The sequence below is a fragment of the Klebsiella pasteurii genome (assembly GCF_018139045.1).
GTDB classification, from domain to species: Bacteria; Pseudomonadota; Gammaproteobacteria; order Enterobacterales; family Enterobacteriaceae; genus Klebsiella; species Klebsiella grimontii.
Genome location: NZ_CP073236.1, coordinates 1,610,072 through 1,626,452 on the forward strand (window position 1 = coordinate 1,610,072; position 16,381 = coordinate 1,626,452).

Genomic DNA, 16,381 nt, shown 5'->3' on the forward strand with positions numbered 1-16,381 from the left:
AGTCAAACCTGTTCCGAAAAGGATTAGATATCTTCGAATTAGGAATTTTACGCATTAAACCCGGCGATAGTACCACCACAAAAGATCGCGTGGTAATCCCGCGAGCCTAAAAATAAGTACAATTGTTCACTCCGTAGTCAACATCAGGCGTAAACGTCCACCAGCCCCCCAAATTTGGCACTGCCATGATGCGCAGCGTTGACTAATTTGGTTGAGATATGCATTACCTAATGTTCCCAACGGAACGCCATTACTAATCTGAATTTGGTGCTCTCCCGTATTCAGCGTGCCATTCAAACCCGCAGAGACTAAAATTAAATTTTTCAAGCCACTGTGGTAATACCCTACCAATAATGGAAACTGCCCCGGCAGATTAGCCTGCCGCAGCAATTGGTTAACCTGTTTTAGCAGGCTTCCCATCTCCGGCAAACGCTGCCCCTGATGGGCAAGCTGCTCCTGCAGCAACCCATTGAACAGCGCGCGCAGCAATAAGGCCGCCAGGACCCCATTATCGCCTGCTCGTGTGACATCCAGACAATAAAACGCCAGATCGTTTTCTGATAGCGGCGCAATATCGAGTACTAATCCAGGCTTATCGACGGAGACAAGCTGCCGATAGTGAATCCGGCAACGCGACATCTCCTGTTGCACCGGCGGCTGGAGCTCCTGAAGCAGCCTTGACGCTGCGGTAGGATCGCTAACCAGCGCATCCCAGTCCTCAAACAGGCGCTCTTCTTCTTCAACACGTGAATTAAACATATTGGGATAGAGGCAGGCATAAACGGTTTCTCGCAGGCGATCGAAATCTTTTACCGGTTTTAGCAGAATATCCTGAACGCCCAGACGCAACGCTTTGGCGATGTCCGCCATGTTTTCCGTCGCTGAAATCATCAGAATCGGCAACTGCTCGCCCTGGTTACGCACATGTTCTACCAGCTGCAGACCGTTCATTCGCGGCATTGAGATATCGCAAATCATCAAATCGGGTTTTGACTCGGCCATTTTTTGCAGTGCATCCAAACCATCTTCAGCCTGGACGATGGTCGCGCCAAGTGAAGCCAACCAGGCGTGCATAAGAGAGCGGAAAACGGGTTCGTCTTCAACTATCAGAATCTGTTTTCCCGCCAATGGCTGCGTCATGATCTCTCCCCTGACTGACGATAATATAATAGTGGCATGATATTCACGCTACCGCCTGTCAGAATTTACTTAAGTATGCATCAAATGTGCTACACGGAGGTTCGCACTAAAGGTAATAGTTCATCCATTTTCTTTTCCACTGCCAGATGCCCGGCGGCGATAGCTTCGCCAGCCCGATGGAAATCAAGCGTGGAGATTTGCGGGCAAAAGGGCTGAATCAGAATATCAGGCGGGTCGCCCGCCATGCGGTTTCGCTTGAGGCGATTCTCCAGAACCTGAATAGACGTCGACATAATTTCCATCGCCGTTGGCGCTCTCGTCACCCGTCGTGAAGTCATACGCGCCAGGCGAGAGCGCAACCGTGAATGCCACGAGAAATCTTCTTCGCTCTCCGGACGTGGTACCTCCATGGATAGCAAATCCTGCTGCATCAGATGCGCATCGTGCTGCAAATCAACGGCAATGACGATATCTGCGCCCATTGCGCGGGCCAGCGATACTGGCACAGGATTGACCACCGCGCCATCCACCAGCCAGTAGCCATTATGCATCACCGGCGCCATCAGGCCGGGCATACTGCAGGACGCGCGGATCGCCAGATGCAGATCCCCTTCCGTAAACCACAGTTCACGACCGGTGCTTAAATTCGTGGTGACCGCCGCAAACCGGCGCTCGCAGCGCTCAATCTCGCTGACGGGCATCAGCTTACGGTATTGGCTAAATACGCGCTCACCCCGCAACAGGCCGCCCCGCTGCCAGGAGAGATCCATTAATTTCAGGACGTCCCAGTTGCTGAAAGAGCATACCCATTTCTCCAGCGCCGGAAGCCGGTTGCAGGCGTACGCCGCCCCTACCAGTGAGCCAATGGAGCACCCAGCGATAACATCAACATCGATACCCGCCCGCTGTAATGCATTAATCACGCCGATATGAGACCATCCGCGAGCGGCGCCAGCCCCTAGCGCCAGTCCAATTTTAAGCTTTCTCATTAGTGCCGAAACATATCCTTCCACTCCGGGCATGGCATCATCGCCATACCTCAGTTAACATAATGCGTTTTGGCGGCGTAGCGCCGTCTCTCTTTTTCCCATGGAGGCCGTTTTGTCGCCATTATGCCCCTGTGGCAGCGCTCTGGAGTATAGCTCATGTTGTCAGCGTTATCTGGCTGGCGCGCAGCTGGCGCCCGATCCGTCACAGCTGATGCGCTCCCGCTATAGCGCGTTTGTTATGAAAGACGCCGACTATCTGATTAAAACCTGGCATCCCTCCTGCCAGGCGCAGCAGTTTCGCGCTGACCTTGAGAACGGTTTTACCCGCACGCAGTGGCATGGTCTCACCGTCTTTGCCGCCGATAAAGGCAAGAACCCCGATGAAGGCTTCGTCAGCTTTATCGCTCGTTACGCTGACGATAACCGTTCCGGGGCCATTATTGAACGATCCCGATTCTTAAAAGAAAACGGACAGTGGTATTATATTGACGGCACGCGACCGCTAATCGGTCGTAACGATCCCTGCCCCTGCGGTTCAGGTAAAAAATTTAAAAAATGCTGCGATCGGTAAGCCAGCAGCAGAAATAGCAAACACTACAGGATTTTCCCCGCGATGCATTCACAACAACGTAAAGTACTACGCACTATTTGCCCTGATCAGAAAGGCCTCATCGCGCGTATCACTAATATCTGCTATAAGCACGAACTGAATATCGTGCAGAATAATGAGTTTGTTGACCACCGAACCGGCCGCTTCTTTATGCGAACCGAGCTCGAGGGTATTTTCAATGATTCTATTCTACTGGCTGATCTCGACAGCGCGCTGCCGGAAGGTTCAATTCGTGAGCTCAACCCGGCAGGACGCCGTCGGGTCGTCATTCTGGTCACCAAAGAAGCGCACTGCCTCGGCGATCTGCTGATGAAAGCCAACTATGGCGGCCTGGATGTAGAAATCGCCGCGGTTATCGGCAATCACGAAACGCTGCGCTCGCTTGTAGAACGTTTTGATATCCCTTTCCACCTGGTGAGCCATGAGGGATTAACTCGCGAAGAGCATGATAAACAGATGGGAGATGCTATCGCCGCCCTTGAGCCGGATTACGTCGTGCTGGCGAAATACATGCGGGTATTGACCCCCGAGTTTGTCTCTCGCTTCCCGAATAAAATCATTAATATCCACCACTCATTCCTGCCTGCTTTTATCGGCGCGCGTCCGTATCACCAGGCCTATGACCGCGGGGTGAAGATCATTGGCGCCACCGCGCACTACGTGAACGATAATCTGGATGAAGGTCCAATCATTATGCAGGATGTCATTCACGTCGATCATACCTACACCGCGGAAGATATGATGCGCGCAGGACGCGACGTCGAGAAAAACGTTCTGAGTCGCGCGCTGTATCAGGTTCTTGCTCAGCGGGTATTTGTTTACGGTAACCGGACGATTATTCTTTAATCGATAATGAAATTAGCTGGTTAGCTTTGCGTCTTTACGCATAAAAATCAGGCAACCAGTTTATTTTTATCAAAGGAATACTTTACAGTGGCGCGTCATTTGATATGATGCGCCCCGCTTCCAGTAGGAAGCAGGCCAGTAAATAGCATTACCCCGTGGTGGGGTTCCCGAGCGGCCAAAGGGAGCAGACTGTAAATCTGCCGTCATCGACTTCGAAGGTTCGAATCCTTCCCCCACCACCATTCTTTACCATGTTGTTGTGGTAATACCGATGAACGTAAACGATGTTTGCACTGATCGGGAAGGGTGAGAATCTTCGACCAAGGTTCGAGTCGAGCGAAAGCGAGACAACGTTGCCGCAGGCAACGGCCCGAAGGGTGAGGAGCGAAGCGACGAATAATCCTTCCCCCCCGCCATCTCTCAGCTTTACTTCAAAATTTGAATTACCCCTGGTGGGGTTCCCGAGCGGCCAAAGGGAGCAGACTGTAAATCTGCCGTCATCGACTTCGAAGGTTCGAATCCTTCCCCCACCACCATCACTTGCATATCGTTTTGAATACCCCCTCCGCTCACTGACCCATATTCATCCCATGCGGGAAGGATGAGAAGCTTCGACTAAGGTTCGATTCGAGCGAAGCGAGAAAGCGTTGCCGCAGGCAACGACCCGAAGGGCGAGGCGCAACGCGCCGAGTAATCCTTCCCCCCACCCTCACTTCTTCTGTAGCTCAATTATCCCTGAAAAATACGTTGCCACCCGTTGTGCCGTTGCCTTGTCGTAGGCCGGGTAAGGCGCAGCCGCCACCCGGCGATGCACGGCTACATCGGCGGCAGCCGGCGCTTAACCGGCGAACTCTTCACGATAGAGGTATTGCACTGGGCATGCTCCGCCAGGCCGTCGAGCAGCGTATCCAACTGCTCTATCGACCGCACCACCAGCCTGATGACAAAGCAATCTTCGCCGGTCACTTTGTCGCTTTCAATGCACTCCGGCATCGCCTGAATATACTTATCAACTTTATGTAACAACCCAGGCAACGGCCGTACGCGCACCAGCGCCTGCAGCGTATAGCCTAACGCCGCAAGATTCACCCGCGCGCCATATCCCTGAATCACCCCGCGCTCCTCAAGCCTTTTCAGACGCTCCGCCGTGCTGGGCGATGTCAGGCCAATGCGGCCGCTCAGCACCTTCAGCGATACGCGCGCATCCTCCACCAGACAGGCTAAAATTTGTCGGTCGATATCATCAATAAGGTTATCCATCATTTTCACCTAATTTTAAAAAACCATTTACGTTTTCACCCTTATATCACCCCTGTAAAAACCGACAACAATTTTCGACAATAGCGTCATTAATCAGGAGGTGGATGATGCGTGATTTACATAAAGGCGTCTGGCAAATGATTCTGGCAATGCTAATTTCCGGATCGATTGGCGCGTTTGTTTTACTTTCCGGCCTGCCGGTGACGGAAGTCGTGTTCTGGCGCTGTCTTATCGGGGCTATTGCGCTGTTTATTTTTATTGGGATGAGTCGAAAACCGTTTAGCCCTCTCACCCGCATTACGCTGCTGCTGGCTATCCTCGGCGGCATAGCTTTAGTGGTGAACTGGCTGCTGCTCTTCGCAGCCTATGAACGGATCTCTATTGGTCTTTCTACCGTGGTGTATAACACCCAGCCGTTTATGCTGGTATTGATGGGGATGCTTTTCGGTGAGCGCGTCAGCCTGGTAAAATGGGGGTGGCTGTTCCTCGCCTTTGGCGGCGTGGTCATTTTGCTCTCCACCGAGTTAACCGGCGCACGTGGCGCCGACTGGCTCGCCGGAATCGGCCTGGCGCTGGCCGCGGCCTTCTTCTACGCGCTCACGGCGCTAATTACCCGCAAGCTCAAATCCCTCGCGCCGCAGCATATCGCCTTTATTCAGGTGCTCACCGGCGTGGTGATGCTTTTACCGCTGGCGCATATGCCGTCGCTCACGCCTCCCTTCCCTTGGGTGATGCTATTCACGCTGGGAATCGTGCATACCGGCGTGATGTATCAACTGCTGTACAGCGCGATACAGAAGCTTCCCACCCCTATTATCGGCTCGCTGTCATTTATCTATCCCGTCGTGGCGATCGTTGTCGATAACCGGGTATTTGGTCATTCGCTAAACCTGGTACAGTTGTTCGGCGGCGCGCTGATCCTGTTGGCCGCGGCAGGCAACAATCTGGGCTGGGGCGAAAAAAAACCCCGCCAATGCGGGGTTGGTATCAAAACAGCGAATTAGCGACGGGCGCGAACAATCTGGTATTTGCGCGTCAGGTACTCGACCGGTGCGCTCCAGATATGCACCAGACGGGAGAACGGGAACAGCACAAACAATGTCATCCCCAAGACCAGGTGCACGCGGAAAATAAACGCCACGCCGTCCAGATGCTGTGAAGCGCCGCCGTGGAAGGTCACCACCGACTGCGCCCAGCCCACCAGTTTCATCATTTCGCTACCGTCCATATGCTGAGCGGAGAACGGAATGGTCAGCAGGCCGAGGGCGCACTGCACCATCAGCAAGGAGAGGATCAAAATATCCGCTCCGGTAGTGGTGGCGCGAACGCGCGGGCTCAGCAGACGGCGTTTCAGCAGCAGTAGCCCTCCCACCAGCGTCATTACGCCGCAGGCGCCGCCCGCAATCATCGCCATCTTCTGCTTCACGTCGATCGGCAGGAAGGATTCGTACATCCAGTGCGGCGTCAGCATACCGAGAAAGTGGCCGGCAAAGATCCCCAGAATCCCAATATGAAACAGGTTCGAAGCCAGATTCATCCCTTTACGGTCCAGCATCTGGCTGGAGGCCGCGCGCCAGGTGTACTGCCCATAGTCGTAGCGCAGCCAGCTGCCGACGAGGAACACCGTCCCGGCGATGTACGGATAAATGTCAAAGAAGAACATATTAAGGAAGTGCATTATTGCTGTCCTCCGTTAGAGATATTCAAATATTGCGGGGCAACGGCTCCGGCAAAACGACGCTGGTGAGCGGAGATCTCCGAATCATCGCAGCCCCGATCGGCAAAGAATTTCACCTGTTCTTCTTCCCAGACGGCGTCCAGCGCCTGCGGCGTATCGTCGCGGGCTTCATCGGCGATTTTTTCCGCCACTTTCCGGCTATCAACCTGCGCGTTAGCCAGCTTGAGCAGCAGCTCAAACAGCGCCGCGTAGCCGCTTTCGCGCTGCTGCAGGCGAGCGCTGAGCAGGCCGAGTATCGGCGCGATATCCTGCAATCCACCGCGCGCTTCCGCTTCCGGCAACTGCGCCAGATACTCCAGATACAGCGGGAGATGATCCGGCAGTTCGCGGCTGTCCAGCTGCAGACCGTGGCGCTCGTACTGCGCCATCAGGTCGACCATCGCCTGGCCGCGATCGCGGGATTCGCCGTGCACGTGCTCAAACAGCAGCAGCGAGGTCGCGCGGCCGCGATCGAACAGTTCGCTGTAGCGAGACTGCGCGTCCAGTACATCCTGGGCCGTGAGGTCGCGCAGGAAAACGCTCAGCTTATGGGCATCCTCCGGCGCCAGTTTTTCCGAAGCGGCGATAGCGTCAAACAGCTCCTGCTGATGCTGCCATAAGGCAGCGTCAGGGTACTCGAGAAGACGCGACACAATGACGAGTTCAATCATGGGTGCGGCTCCGTTTTGCTGGTGACGTCGATAGCATCGATACGGCGGCTGTTGAACAGATTGAACTGGCTGTCAGAACCGTGGCAGCCGTCGCCGAAGGTAAAACCGCAACCGCTTTTCTCCGGGAAGGCGTCGCGGGCCTGCTCGCGGTGGCTGCTCGGCACCACGAAACGGTCTTCGTAGTTAGCGATAGCCAGATAGCGATACATCTCCTGCGCCTGGGCTTCGGTAAGTCCAACCTCTTCCAGCGCCCGAGTATCCACGACACCGTCCACGGTTTCCGCGCGCTTGAAGTGGCGCATCGCCAGCATGCGTTTCAGCGCCAGCAGCACCGGCTGGGTATCGCCCGCGGTCAGCAGGTTGGCCAGATACTGAACCGGAATACGCAGGCTTTCCACGTCAGGCAGAATACCGTTGCTGCCCAGTTCCCCCGCGTCGGCGGCCGACTGAATCGGCGACAGCGGCGGCACGTACCAGACCATCGGCAGCGTGCGATATTCCGGATGCAGCGGCAGCGCCAGCTTCCAGTCCATCGCCATTTTGTACACCGGCGACTGCTGGGCGGCTTCGATAACCCCCTGCGGCACGCCGTCCTTCAGCGCCTGCTCAATCACTTTCGGGTCGTTCGGGTTGAGGAACACGTCCAGCTGGCGCTGATAGAGATCCTTCTCATTCTCCGCGCTGGCGGCATTTTCAATGGCGTCCGCGTCGTACAGCAGCACGCCGAGGTAGCGAATACGCCCCACGCAGGTTTCCGAGCAAACGGTCGGCATCCCGGATTCGATACGCGGGTAGCAGAAGATGCACTTCTCCGATTTCCCGCTCTTCCAGTTGAAGTAGATTTTCTTGTACGGACAGCCGGTGATGCACATGCGCCAGCCGCGGCACTTGTCCTGGTCGATCAGCACGATGCCGTCTTCTTCACGTTTATAGATCGCGCCGCTCGGGCAGGTCGCGACGCACGCCGGGTTCAGGCAGTGCTCGCACAGGCGCGGCAGATACATCATAAAAGTGTTTTCGAACTGGCCGTACATCGCCTTCTGCATGTTTTCGAAGTTCTGGTCTTTGGCGCGTTTTTCAAATTCGCCGCCCAGAATCTCTTCCCAGTTCGGGCCGCTGGTGATTTTATTCATCCGTTGGCCGGTGATCAGCGAGCGCGGGCGGGCGATCGGCTGATGTTTGCCCTCCGGCGCGTTGTGCAGGTTCTGGTAGTCGTAGTCAAACGGCTCGTAGTAGTCGTCGATGCCCGGCAGATGCGGGTTAGCAAAGATTTTACCCAGCAGCATCGCGCGGTTGCCCATCCGCGGCTGCAGCTTGCCGTTGATCTTACGGATCCAGCCGCCCTTCCACTTCTCCTGGTTTTCCCAGTCGGTCGGGAAGCCGGTGCCCGGCTTGCTTTCCACGTTGTTGAACCAGGCGTATTCCATACCTTCACGGCTGGTCCAGACGTTTTTACAGGTGACCGAGCAGGTATGACAGCCGATGCACTTATCGAGATTCAGCACCATGCCGACTTGTGAACGAATTTTCATTTTACGCTCTCCTGTACCTGGTCGTTACCTTCGCCATCTAACCAGTTAATATTCTTCATCTTACGTACCACCACGAACTCATCGCGGTTAGACCCTACCGTGCCGTAGTAGTTAAAACCGTAAGCCAGCTGCGCATAGCCGCCAATCATATGGGTCGGTTTCGGCGTAATACGGGTCACGGAGTTATGAATCCCGCCGCGCTGCTCGGTGATCTCGGAACCCGGCAGGTTTACGATACGTTCCTGGGCGTGATACATCATGGTCATCCCGGCCGGCACGCGCTGGCTGACGACCGCACGGGCGGTCAGCGCGCCGTTGCTGTTGAACACTTCGATCCAGTCGTTATCCTCAATCCCCAGGTCTTTAGCATCCGCTTCGCTCATCCACACAATCGGGCCGCCGCGGGACAGCGTCAGCATCAGCAGATTGTCGCTGTAGGTGGAGTGGATACCCCACTTCTGGTGCGGCGTCAGGAAGTTCAGCGCTTTTTCCGGGTTGCCGTTGGATTTCGCGCCCATTACCGCCTTCACCGAACGAGTGTCGATTGGCGGACGATAGACCAGCAGGCTTTCGCCGAAATCGCGCATCCACTGGTGATCCTGATACAGCTGCTGGCGGCCGGAAAGCGTGCGCCACGGGATCAGCTCATGAACGTTGGTGTAGCCAGCGTTGTAGGAAACGTGCTCATCTTCGAGTCCGGACCAGGTCGGGCTGGAGATAATTTTACGCGGCTGGGCCTGAATATCGCGGAAGCGAATTTTCTCTTCCTCTTTATTCTTCGCCAGATGCGTATGGTCGCGACCGGTAAACTCGCTGAGCGCCGCCCAGGCTTTCACCGCGACGTGGCCGTTGGTTTCCGGCGCCAGGGTCAGGACCATCTCTGCCGCATCAATTGCCGTATTGAGACAAGGCTGACCTTTCGCCGGACCGTCCGCTTTGGTGTAGTTGAGCTTACGCAGCAGATCCATCTCGCTCTGGGTGTTCCAGGCGATGCCTTTACCGCCGTTACCAATTTTCTCCATCAGCGGGCCAATAGAGGTAAAGCGTTCGTATGTCGCCGGATAATCGCGTTCGACGGTCAGAATATGCGGCGCGGTTTTCCCCGGAATCAGATCGCATTCGCCCTTTTTCCAGTCCTTAACGTCCAGCGGCTGCGCCAGTTCGGCGGCGGAATCGTGCTGGATGGGCAGCGTGACCACGTCGGTCTCTTTGCCCAGGTGCCCTACGCAGACTTCAGAGAATTTCTTCGCGATGTCCTTGTAGATATCCCAGTCGCTTTTCGATTCCCAGGCGGGATCGACGGCGGCAGACAGCGGATGAATAAATGGATGCATATCCGAGGTATTCATGTCGTCTTTTTCATACCAGGTGGCGGTCGGCAGCACGATGTCGGAGTACAGGCAGGTGCTCGACAGACGGAAGTCGAGGGTCACCACCAGATCCAGCTTGCCGTCGAGACCGTTATCTTTCCACTCCACCTCTTCCGGCTTCACGCCGCCCTGCTTGCCGAGATCTTTGCCTTGAATACCATTTTCCGTACCCAGCAAGTACTTGAGCATGTATTCGTGGCCTTTACCGGAGGAGCCCAGCAGGTTAGAACGCCAGATAAACAGGTTGCGCGGATGGTTTTTACCGTTTTCCGGTTGCTCAGCGGCAAAGCGAATGGAGCCCTCTTTCAGCGATTTGACGGTGTAATCAACCGGCGTCATGCCCGCTTTTTTCGCCTCTTGCGCAATGCGCAACGGGTTGGTGCCCAACTGCGGCGCCGACGGCAGCCAGCCCATACGTTCAGCGCGCACGTTGAAGTCAATCAGGTGGCCGCTGTAGCGGGATTTATCCGCTAACGGCGACAGCAGCTCCTGCGCGGTGACGGTTTCATAGCGCCACTGGCTGGAGTGGTTATAAAAGTACGATGTGCTGTTCATATGACGCGCCGGACGCTGCCAGTCGAGGGCAAACGCCAGCGGCTGCCAGCCGGTCTGCGGACGCAGTTTTTCCTGGCCCACGTAGTGCGCCCAGCCGCCACCGCTCTGACCGACGCAGCCGCAGAAGATCAGCATATTGATAAGACCGCGATAGTTCATATCGAGGTGGAACCAGTGGTTCAGACCGGCGCCGACGATGATCATCGAACGGCCGTGGGTCTTATCGGCGTTATCGGCAAACTCACGCGCGGTACGGATAATGTGCGCCCGGGAAACGCCGGTGATTTTCTCCGCCCATGCCGGGGTATACGCTTTCACGTCATCATAGCTGCTGGCGCAGTTTTCATCGCCCAGACCGCGATCCAGACCGTAGTTGGCCATGGTCAGATCGTATACGGTGGCGACCAGCACGCTAGAGCCGTCGGCTTTTTGCAGGCGTTTGACCGGCAGTTTGTGCAGCAGCACGTTTTCCAGCTCGACTTTATTAAAGTGCTCGGTACCTTCGCCGCCAAAATACGGGAAGCCGACGTTGGCGATATCGTCATGGCTACCCAGCAGGCTCAGGCACAGCTCAAGGTCTTCGCCGGTTTTACCGTCGCGCTGTTCAAGGTTCCATTTGCCTTTATCGCCCCAGCGGAAGCCGATAGAACCGTTGGGTACGGTGATTTCGCCCTTCTCATCAAAAGCGACGGTTTTCCATTCCGGATTCTTTTCCTGACCTAGCGCATCGACCAGATCCGCCGCGCGCAGCATACGCCCCGCCGCGTAATAACCGTCGCGCTCTTCGAGCATCACCAGCATCGGCATATCGGTATAGCGGCGCACGTAATCGGTGAAATACTGGCTCGGTTTATCGAGATGGAATTCGCGCAGCATCACGTGGCCCATCGCCAACGCCATCGCCGCATCGGTACCCTGCTTCGGCGCCAGCCACAGATCGCAAAGCTTGGCGATTTCGGCGTAATCAGGGGTGATGGCAACGGTTTTGGTGCCTTTATAGCGCACTTCGGTAAAGAAGTGCGCGTCGGGAGTACGGGTCTGCGGAACGTTGGAACCCCAGGCGATGATGTAGCTGGAGTTGTACCAGTCGGCCGATTCCGGCACGTCGGTCTGCTCGCCCCAGGTCTGTGGAGAGGCAGGCGGCAGGTCGCAGTACCAGTCGTAGAAGCTCAGGCAGGTGCCGCCGATCAGCGACAGATAGCGCGCGCCGGAGGCATAGGAGACCATCGACATCGCCGGAATGGGCGAGAAGCCTGCCACGCGGTCCGGGCCGTAGGTTTTGACGGTATAGACGTTAGAGGCGGCAATCAGCTCGTTCACCTCTTTCCACGAGGAACGCACAAAGCCGCCGCGGCCGCGCGCCTGCTTAAAGCTTTTTGCTTTGTCGGCGTCTTCAATGATTGAGGCCCAGGCGTCAACCGGATCGCTGTGCTGCGCCTTCGCTTCACGCCACATCTTCATCAGGCGTTTGCGCATCAGCGGATACTTAAGGCGGTTGGCGCTGTAGAGGTACCAGGAGTAGCTGGCGCCGCGCGGGCAGCCGCGCGGCTCGTGGTTTGGCATATCCGGACGGGTGCGCGGATAGTCGGTCTGCTGGGTTTCCCAGGTGACGAGACCATTTTTGACATAAATCTTCCAGCTGCACGAGCCGGTGCAGTTGACGCCGTGGGTGGAGCGCACAACTTTATCGTGCTGCCAACGTTGACGGTATCCATCCTCCCAGTCCCGGTTGGTTTTTAGAAGCTGGCCGTGCCCATCGGCAAAGGTTTCACCCTTCTGTTTGAAGTAGCGAAACCGGTCCAGGAATTTACTCATCGGGTTTCTCCTGTGTGGAGCCTGACGGCTCTCTGATAAATCGACATTGCTGGATTTGCAGCGAAGGTAACGCTATGAAAGAGGGTGAGAATTGATAACGATCAAGAGCATAGGGCTTATGAACGCGAGGCAAAACGCTTATTACCACCAAAGTAGTATTTATTTCTGTTTATTATTTTATTGATAAATAAAGATATTTAATTAAAAAGGCTGCAGGAACCTTGGTTTTGTTATTCCCCACGGTATTAAGGGGTAGACGCGCCTGACGTCATTATTTTTGTGACTTCAGGCGGCTTTTAATATTCCCCAGAACCACTAGTATGTTGTAACTAAGTAATAACCAATAAAAAGGGCGCAAATATCGTTGCGCCCTTTGCAGAAATTCAAATAGAAATATTATTTCTGCTTACGTCCGTAGACCGCCCAGGTAATCACCACGCAGGCGATATAGAACACCAGGAAGACCTTCATGGCGCCGGTCGGTGACCCAGTGAGATCCAGCGAAATACCAAATGCCTTGGGAATAAAGAACCCGCCAATCGCGCCAATTGCCGAAATAAAGCCCAGCGCCGCCGCCGTATCGGTCGCCGCTTCACGCATGGCCTGCGCTTCGCTGCCGCCCTGCGCCTTAACGCGATCCATGGTCATTTTACGGAAGATAACCGAGATCATCTGGAAGGTCGACGCGCTGCCCAGACCGGCGGTCAGGAACAGCACCATAAACACCGCGAAGAAGGCGATAAAGTTGCCGCCCTCGCCGTGGGTCGGCAGCGTCAGGAACAGCAGGCCGCAGAAGATAGCCATCACCACAAAGTTCACCAGCGTCACGCGCGTCCCGCCCAGGCGGTCGGAGATCGCCCCACCGGTTGAGCGCGCCAGGGCGCCGATAAACGGCCCGAAGAAGGCATAGTGCAGAATCTGCACATCCGGAAACTGGGTTTTCGACAGCATGGCGAAGCCCGCAGAGAAGCCGATAAACGAGCCGAAGGTGGCAAGATAGAGCAGCGCCATAATCCACAGATGCGCGCGTTTCAGTACCGGTAGCTGCTCGCTCAGCGAGGCCTTCGACGCCGACAGGTCGTTCATAAAGAACCACGCCGCCAGGGTGAAGATAATCAGGAACGGCACCCAGATCCACGCCGCGTTTTCCAGATACAGCATGGAGCCATCCGGCTGCTCGCTGCCGGTTCCGCCAAAGACGGCGAAAATCGATAGCGATACCACCAGAGGGGCAACCAGCTGCATTACGCTGACGCCCATATTCCCAAGGCCGCCGTTGATACCCAGCGCGCCGCCCTGCTTCTGTTTCGGAAAGAAGAAGCTGATGTTAGCCATACTGGAAGCAAAGTTCGCCCCCGCAAAGCCGCACAGCAGAGAAATAATCACGAAAACGCTAAATGGCGTAGCGGTATCCTGCACCGCGAAGCCCAACCAGACGCAGGGGACGATCATGATCCCGGTACTGAATGCGGTCCAGCGACGGCCGCCGAACAGCGGCACCATAAACGCGTAAGGCACGCGCAGCAGCGCGCCGGAGAGCGCCGGGAGCGCGGTCAGCATAAACAACTGATCGGTAGTAAACTGAAAGCCGACTTTATTCAGGTTGACGGCAACGGCGCTGAACAACATCCAGACGCAGAATGCCAGCAAAAGACATGGAACGGAGATCCACAGATTGCGGCTGGCGACGCGATGACCGCGCTGCTGCCAGAATTCAGGATCTTCGGGACGCCAGTCGCTAATGACTGAGCTGGTAGTCTTCTCCGGGATTGAAGAGTGACTCATAGACACCTCTGATAATTCGTATTAACCCTGGCTACCTTATGGGTTACAGGCGGCGGTAAGTTGATATAAATCAAAGGAAAAGTTGGCGTCGATTTGGCTAAAAAAAACGTATCACCCGAAGTGAGTAGCTGTTTCTGCGAAAAAAAGTGTGGTTTTTCACGCCAGTGCTGGAATTACCCGAACGCCTGCCACCAGCCCACCCCATCCTGACAATTAAGGGGTAATCCTTTAGGGGTATGGGTATACTCCGGGGGATGGCCGAGAATAAGCGCCACTCCCGGATAATTTGCCGGTCAGGAGCCCCGTACCCCATGTTGAAACGTCTTTTTACGCCGCTGACGCTGGTGAATCAACTCGCGCTGATCGTTCTGCTGGCTACCATCATCGGCGTCGCCGGAATGGCGATCTCTTCTCGCCTGGTGCACGGCGTCCAGGGCAGCGCGCACGCCATTAACAAAGCCGGTTCGCTGCGCATGCAGAGCTATCGCCTGCTGGCGGCTGTGCCGCTGGGCGAAAACGATGAAAAGCTGCTGGATGAAATGACGACAACCGTCTTTAGCCCGGAACTGCAGTACGCCGCGCGCCATGACGATCAGCAGCGGCAGCTCCAGGCGCTGCAGCACTACTGGCAGTTGGAGCTGGCGCCGGGCATGCGCAACGCGCAAAACCAGGCCTCGGTAGCGACCGATGTCGCCGGGTTTGTCGACCGTATAGACCAGTTGGTTACCGCCTTCGATCACACCACCGAAGAGCGAATTAAACACGTTGTCTGGATCCAGCGCATCATGGCCGTAGGAATGGCGCTGCTGCTGGTGTTCACCATCGTCTGGCTGCGCGCGCGCCTGTTGCGCCCGTGGAAACAGCTACTGGGTATGGCCCGCGCGGTAAGCCGACGCGATTTTACCCAGCGCGCGCAGATTAGCGGGCGCAACGAGATGGCGACGCTCGGCATGGCGCTGAACAATATGTCTGAAGAGCTGGCAGAGAGCTATTCGGTGCTGGAACGCCGAGTGCAGGAAAAAACCGCGGGCCTGGAGCAGAAAAACGAGATCCTCGCCTTCCTGTGGCAAGCCAACCGCCGTCTGCACTCGAACGCGCCGCTCTGCGAGCGCATTTCTCCGGTTCTGAACGGGCTGCAGGGGTTAACCCTGCTGCGCGATATTGAAGTTCGCGTTTACGACCTCGAAGATGAAGACAATCATCAGGAGTTTTCCTGCCACTCCGATATTCAGTGTGACGACAGAGGCTGCTACCTCTGCCCGCGCGACCTGCCGCCGCTGCCAGATACCGGCACCACCTTAAAATGGCGGCTGTCGGATGCCCATAATCAGTACGGTATTCTGCTGGCCACCCTGCCCGCCGGGCGGCATCTGAGCCACGATCAGCAGCAGCTGGTGGATACGCTGGTGGAGCAACTCACCGGCACCCTCGCCCTTGACCGGCATCAGGAGCACCAGCAGCAGCTTATCGTCATGGAGGAGCGCGCCACCATCGCCCGCGAACTCCACGACTCCATCGCCCAGTCGCTCTCCTGTATGAAAATGCAGGTCAGCTGCCTGCAGATGCAGGGCGACGATCTGCCGGAAGCGAGCCGCCAGTTGCTGGGGCAAATCCGTAATGAACTCAATACCTCCTGGGCCCAGCTGCGCGAACTGCTGACGACCTTCCGGCTACAGCTCACCGAACCGGGGCTGCGCCCGGCGCTGGAGGCCAGTTGCCAGGAATACAGCGCCCACTTCGGTTTTACGGTGCGCCTGGATTACCAGCTGCCGCCGCGTTTTGTGCCGTCACACCAGGCCATTCATCTGCTGCAAATCGCCCGGGAAGCGCTTAGCAACGCGCTGAAGCACGCAAGCGCCACTGAGGTCAGCGTCAGCGTGACGCTGCGGGACAATCAGGTCCGCCTGGTGGTCGCCGATAACGGCCGCGGTGTGCCGGACCACGCGGAACGCAGCAACCACTACGGCTTGATTATCATGCGCGATCGCGCGCAGAGCCTGCGCGGGGACTGCCAGGTCCGGCGTCGGGAAACCGGCGGAACCGAAGTGGTGGTCACTTTTATCCCTGAAAAATCGTTTTCAATTCAATAAG

The 16,381-nt window shown here is 56.2% G+C and carries 12 protein-coding genes, 2 tRNA genes and 2 other RNA genes; 8 read left to right on the forward strand and 8 right to left on the reverse strand.

The annotated features are described in order from the left end of the window. Window positions 1–126: 126 nt before the first annotated feature. Window positions 127–1,140 carry a two-component system response regulator RssB gene (gene rssB, locus KCG39_RS07620; RefSeq protein ID WP_004121725.1) on the reverse strand — a complete coding sequence of 338 codons (1,014 nt, stop codon included), beginning with the start codon at window positions 1,138–1,140 and terminating at the stop codon, window positions 127–129. A gap of 89 nt (window positions 1,141–1,229) precedes the next feature. Continuing rightward, window positions 1,230–2,129, reverse strand: a complete 900-nt coding sequence (rssA, locus tag KCG39_RS07625) for a patatin-like phospholipase RssA (RefSeq protein ID WP_142468166.1) — start codon at window positions 2,127–2,129, stop codon at window positions 1,230–1,232. Between the two features lie 112 nt (window positions 2,130–2,241). Between rssA and KCG39_RS07630 the strand changes: the two genes are divergently transcribed. From KCG39_RS07630 to KCG39_RS07655, 6 genes are all read left to right on the forward strand, one after another. Next, window positions 2,242–2,700, forward strand: a complete 459-nt coding sequence (locus tag KCG39_RS07630; protein ID WP_004121730.1) for a YchJ family protein — start codon at window positions 2,242–2,244, stop codon at window positions 2,698–2,700. Window positions 2,701–2,742: 42 nt separating this feature from the next. After that, on the forward strand, window positions 2,743–3,585 hold the full coding sequence (purU, locus tag KCG39_RS07635; protein ID WP_142468167.1) for a formyltetrahydrofolate deformylase: 843 nt from the start codon (window positions 2,743–2,745) through the stop codon (window positions 3,583–3,585). A 157-nt stretch (window positions 3,586–3,742) separates the two neighbouring features. Further along, window positions 3,743–3,827 (forward strand) — tRNA-Tyr (locus KCG39_RS07640). Window positions 3,828–3,870: 43 nt separating this feature from the next. Continuing rightward, window positions 3,871–4,001, forward strand: a non-coding RNA gene (locus KCG39_RS07645) — RtT sRNA. Window positions 4,002–4,036: 35 nt separating this feature from the next. Continuing rightward, window positions 4,037–4,121: transfer RNA gene (locus KCG39_RS07650), tRNA-Tyr, on the forward strand. Between the two features lie 44 nt (window positions 4,122–4,165). Continuing rightward, a non-coding RNA gene (locus KCG39_RS07655) (RtT sRNA) lies at window positions 4,166–4,296 on the forward strand. A gap of 105 nt (window positions 4,297–4,401) precedes the next feature. Here KCG39_RS07655 and KCG39_RS07660 read toward each other — a convergent pair. Further along, window positions 4,402–4,845 (reverse strand): Lrp/AsnC family transcriptional regulator, encoded by a 444-nt coding sequence (locus KCG39_RS07660; protein WP_032721858.1) that lies wholly within the window; start codon window positions 4,843–4,845, stop codon window positions 4,402–4,404. Window positions 4,846–4,952: 107 nt separating this feature from the next. Between KCG39_RS07660 and KCG39_RS07665 the strand changes: the two genes are divergently transcribed. Further along, window positions 4,953–5,849 (forward strand): DMT family transporter, encoded by an 897-nt coding sequence (locus tag KCG39_RS07665; protein ID WP_004121738.1) that lies wholly within the window; start codon window positions 4,953–4,955, stop codon window positions 5,847–5,849. On the opposite strand, the gene narI is transcribed toward KCG39_RS07665, so the two are convergent. The 5 genes from narI to KCG39_RS07690 form a co-directional block, all read right to left on the reverse strand. Beyond that, window positions 5,846–6,523 carry a respiratory nitrate reductase subunit gamma gene (gene narI / locus KCG39_RS07670; RefSeq protein ID WP_004121739.1) on the reverse strand — a complete coding sequence of 226 codons (678 nt, stop codon included), beginning with the start codon at window positions 6,521–6,523 and terminating at the stop codon, window positions 5,846–5,848. The two genes, KCG39_RS07665 and narI, sit on opposite strands and share 4 nt — an antisense overlap. Beyond that, window positions 6,523–7,233, reverse strand: a complete 711-nt coding sequence (gene narJ, locus KCG39_RS07675) for a nitrate reductase molybdenum cofactor assembly chaperone (RefSeq protein WP_004121742.1) — start codon at window positions 7,231–7,233, stop codon at window positions 6,523–6,525. The genes narI and narJ overlap by 1 nt, the downstream gene beginning before the upstream one ends. Next, on the reverse strand, window positions 7,230–8,765 hold the full coding sequence (gene narH / locus KCG39_RS07680) for a nitrate reductase subunit beta (RefSeq protein ID WP_087828934.1): 1,536 nt from the start codon (window positions 8,763–8,765) through the stop codon (window positions 7,230–7,232). Before narH ends, narJ begins: the two co-directional genes overlap by 4 nt. After that, entirely contained in the window at window positions 8,762–12,505 is a 3,744-nt protein-coding gene (locus KCG39_RS07685) for a nitrate reductase subunit alpha (RefSeq protein ID WP_004121749.1), read from the reverse strand. The genes narH and KCG39_RS07685 overlap by 4 nt, the downstream gene beginning before the upstream one ends. A gap of 396 nt (window positions 12,506–12,901) precedes the next feature. After that, entirely contained in the window at window positions 12,902–14,290 is a 1,389-nt protein-coding gene (locus KCG39_RS07690; protein ID WP_142468168.1) for a NarK family nitrate/nitrite MFS transporter, read from the reverse strand. A gap of 311 nt (window positions 14,291–14,601) precedes the next feature. On the opposite strand from KCG39_RS07690, the gene narX reads away from it, so the two are divergent. Continuing rightward, window positions 14,602–16,380 carry a nitrate/nitrite two-component system sensor histidine kinase NarX gene (gene narX, locus KCG39_RS07695; RefSeq protein ID WP_112166097.1) on the forward strand — a complete coding sequence of 593 codons (1,779 nt, stop codon included), beginning with the start codon at window positions 14,602–14,604 and terminating at the stop codon, window positions 16,378–16,380. Window position 16,381 lies beyond the last annotated feature (1 nt).

Coding starts and splice junctions, on each gene's coding strand:
- rssB (WP_004121725.1), bottom strand. CDS start 1,140: ATGACGCAGCCATTGGCGGGAAAACAGATTCTGATAGTTGAAGACGAA.
- rssA (WP_142468166.1), bottom strand. CDS start 2,129: ATGAGAAAGCTTAAAATTGGACTGGCGCTAGGGGCTGGCGCCGCTCGC.
- purU (WP_142468167.1), top strand. CDS start 2,743: ATGCATTCACAACAACGTAAAGTACTACGCACTATTTGCCCTGATCAG.
- KCG39_RS07660 (WP_032721858.1), bottom strand. CDS start 4,845: ATGGATAACCTTATTGATGATATCGACCGACAAATTTTAGCCTGTCTG.
- KCG39_RS07665 (WP_004121738.1), top strand. CDS start 4,953: ATGCGTGATTTACATAAAGGCGTCTGGCAAATGATTCTGGCAATGCTA.
- narI (WP_004121739.1), bottom strand. CDS start 6,523: ATGCACTTCCTTAATATGTTCTTCTTTGACATTTATCCGTACATCGCC.
- narJ (WP_004121742.1), bottom strand. CDS start 7,233: ATGATTGAACTCGTCATTGTGTCGCGTCTTCTCGAGTACCCTGACGCT.
- narH (WP_087828934.1), bottom strand. CDS start 8,765: ATGAAAATTCGTTCACAAGTCGGCATGGTGCTGAATCTCGATAAGTGC.
- KCG39_RS07685 (WP_004121749.1), bottom strand. CDS start 12,505: ATGAGTAAATTCCTGGACCGGTTTCGCTACTTCAAACAGAAGGGTGAA.
- KCG39_RS07690 (WP_142468168.1), bottom strand. CDS start 14,290: ATGAGTCACTCTTCAATCCCGGAGAAGACTACCAGCTCAGTCATTAGC.
- narX (WP_112166097.1), top strand. CDS start 14,602: ATGTTGAAACGTCTTTTTACGCCGCTGACGCTGGTGAATCAACTCGCG.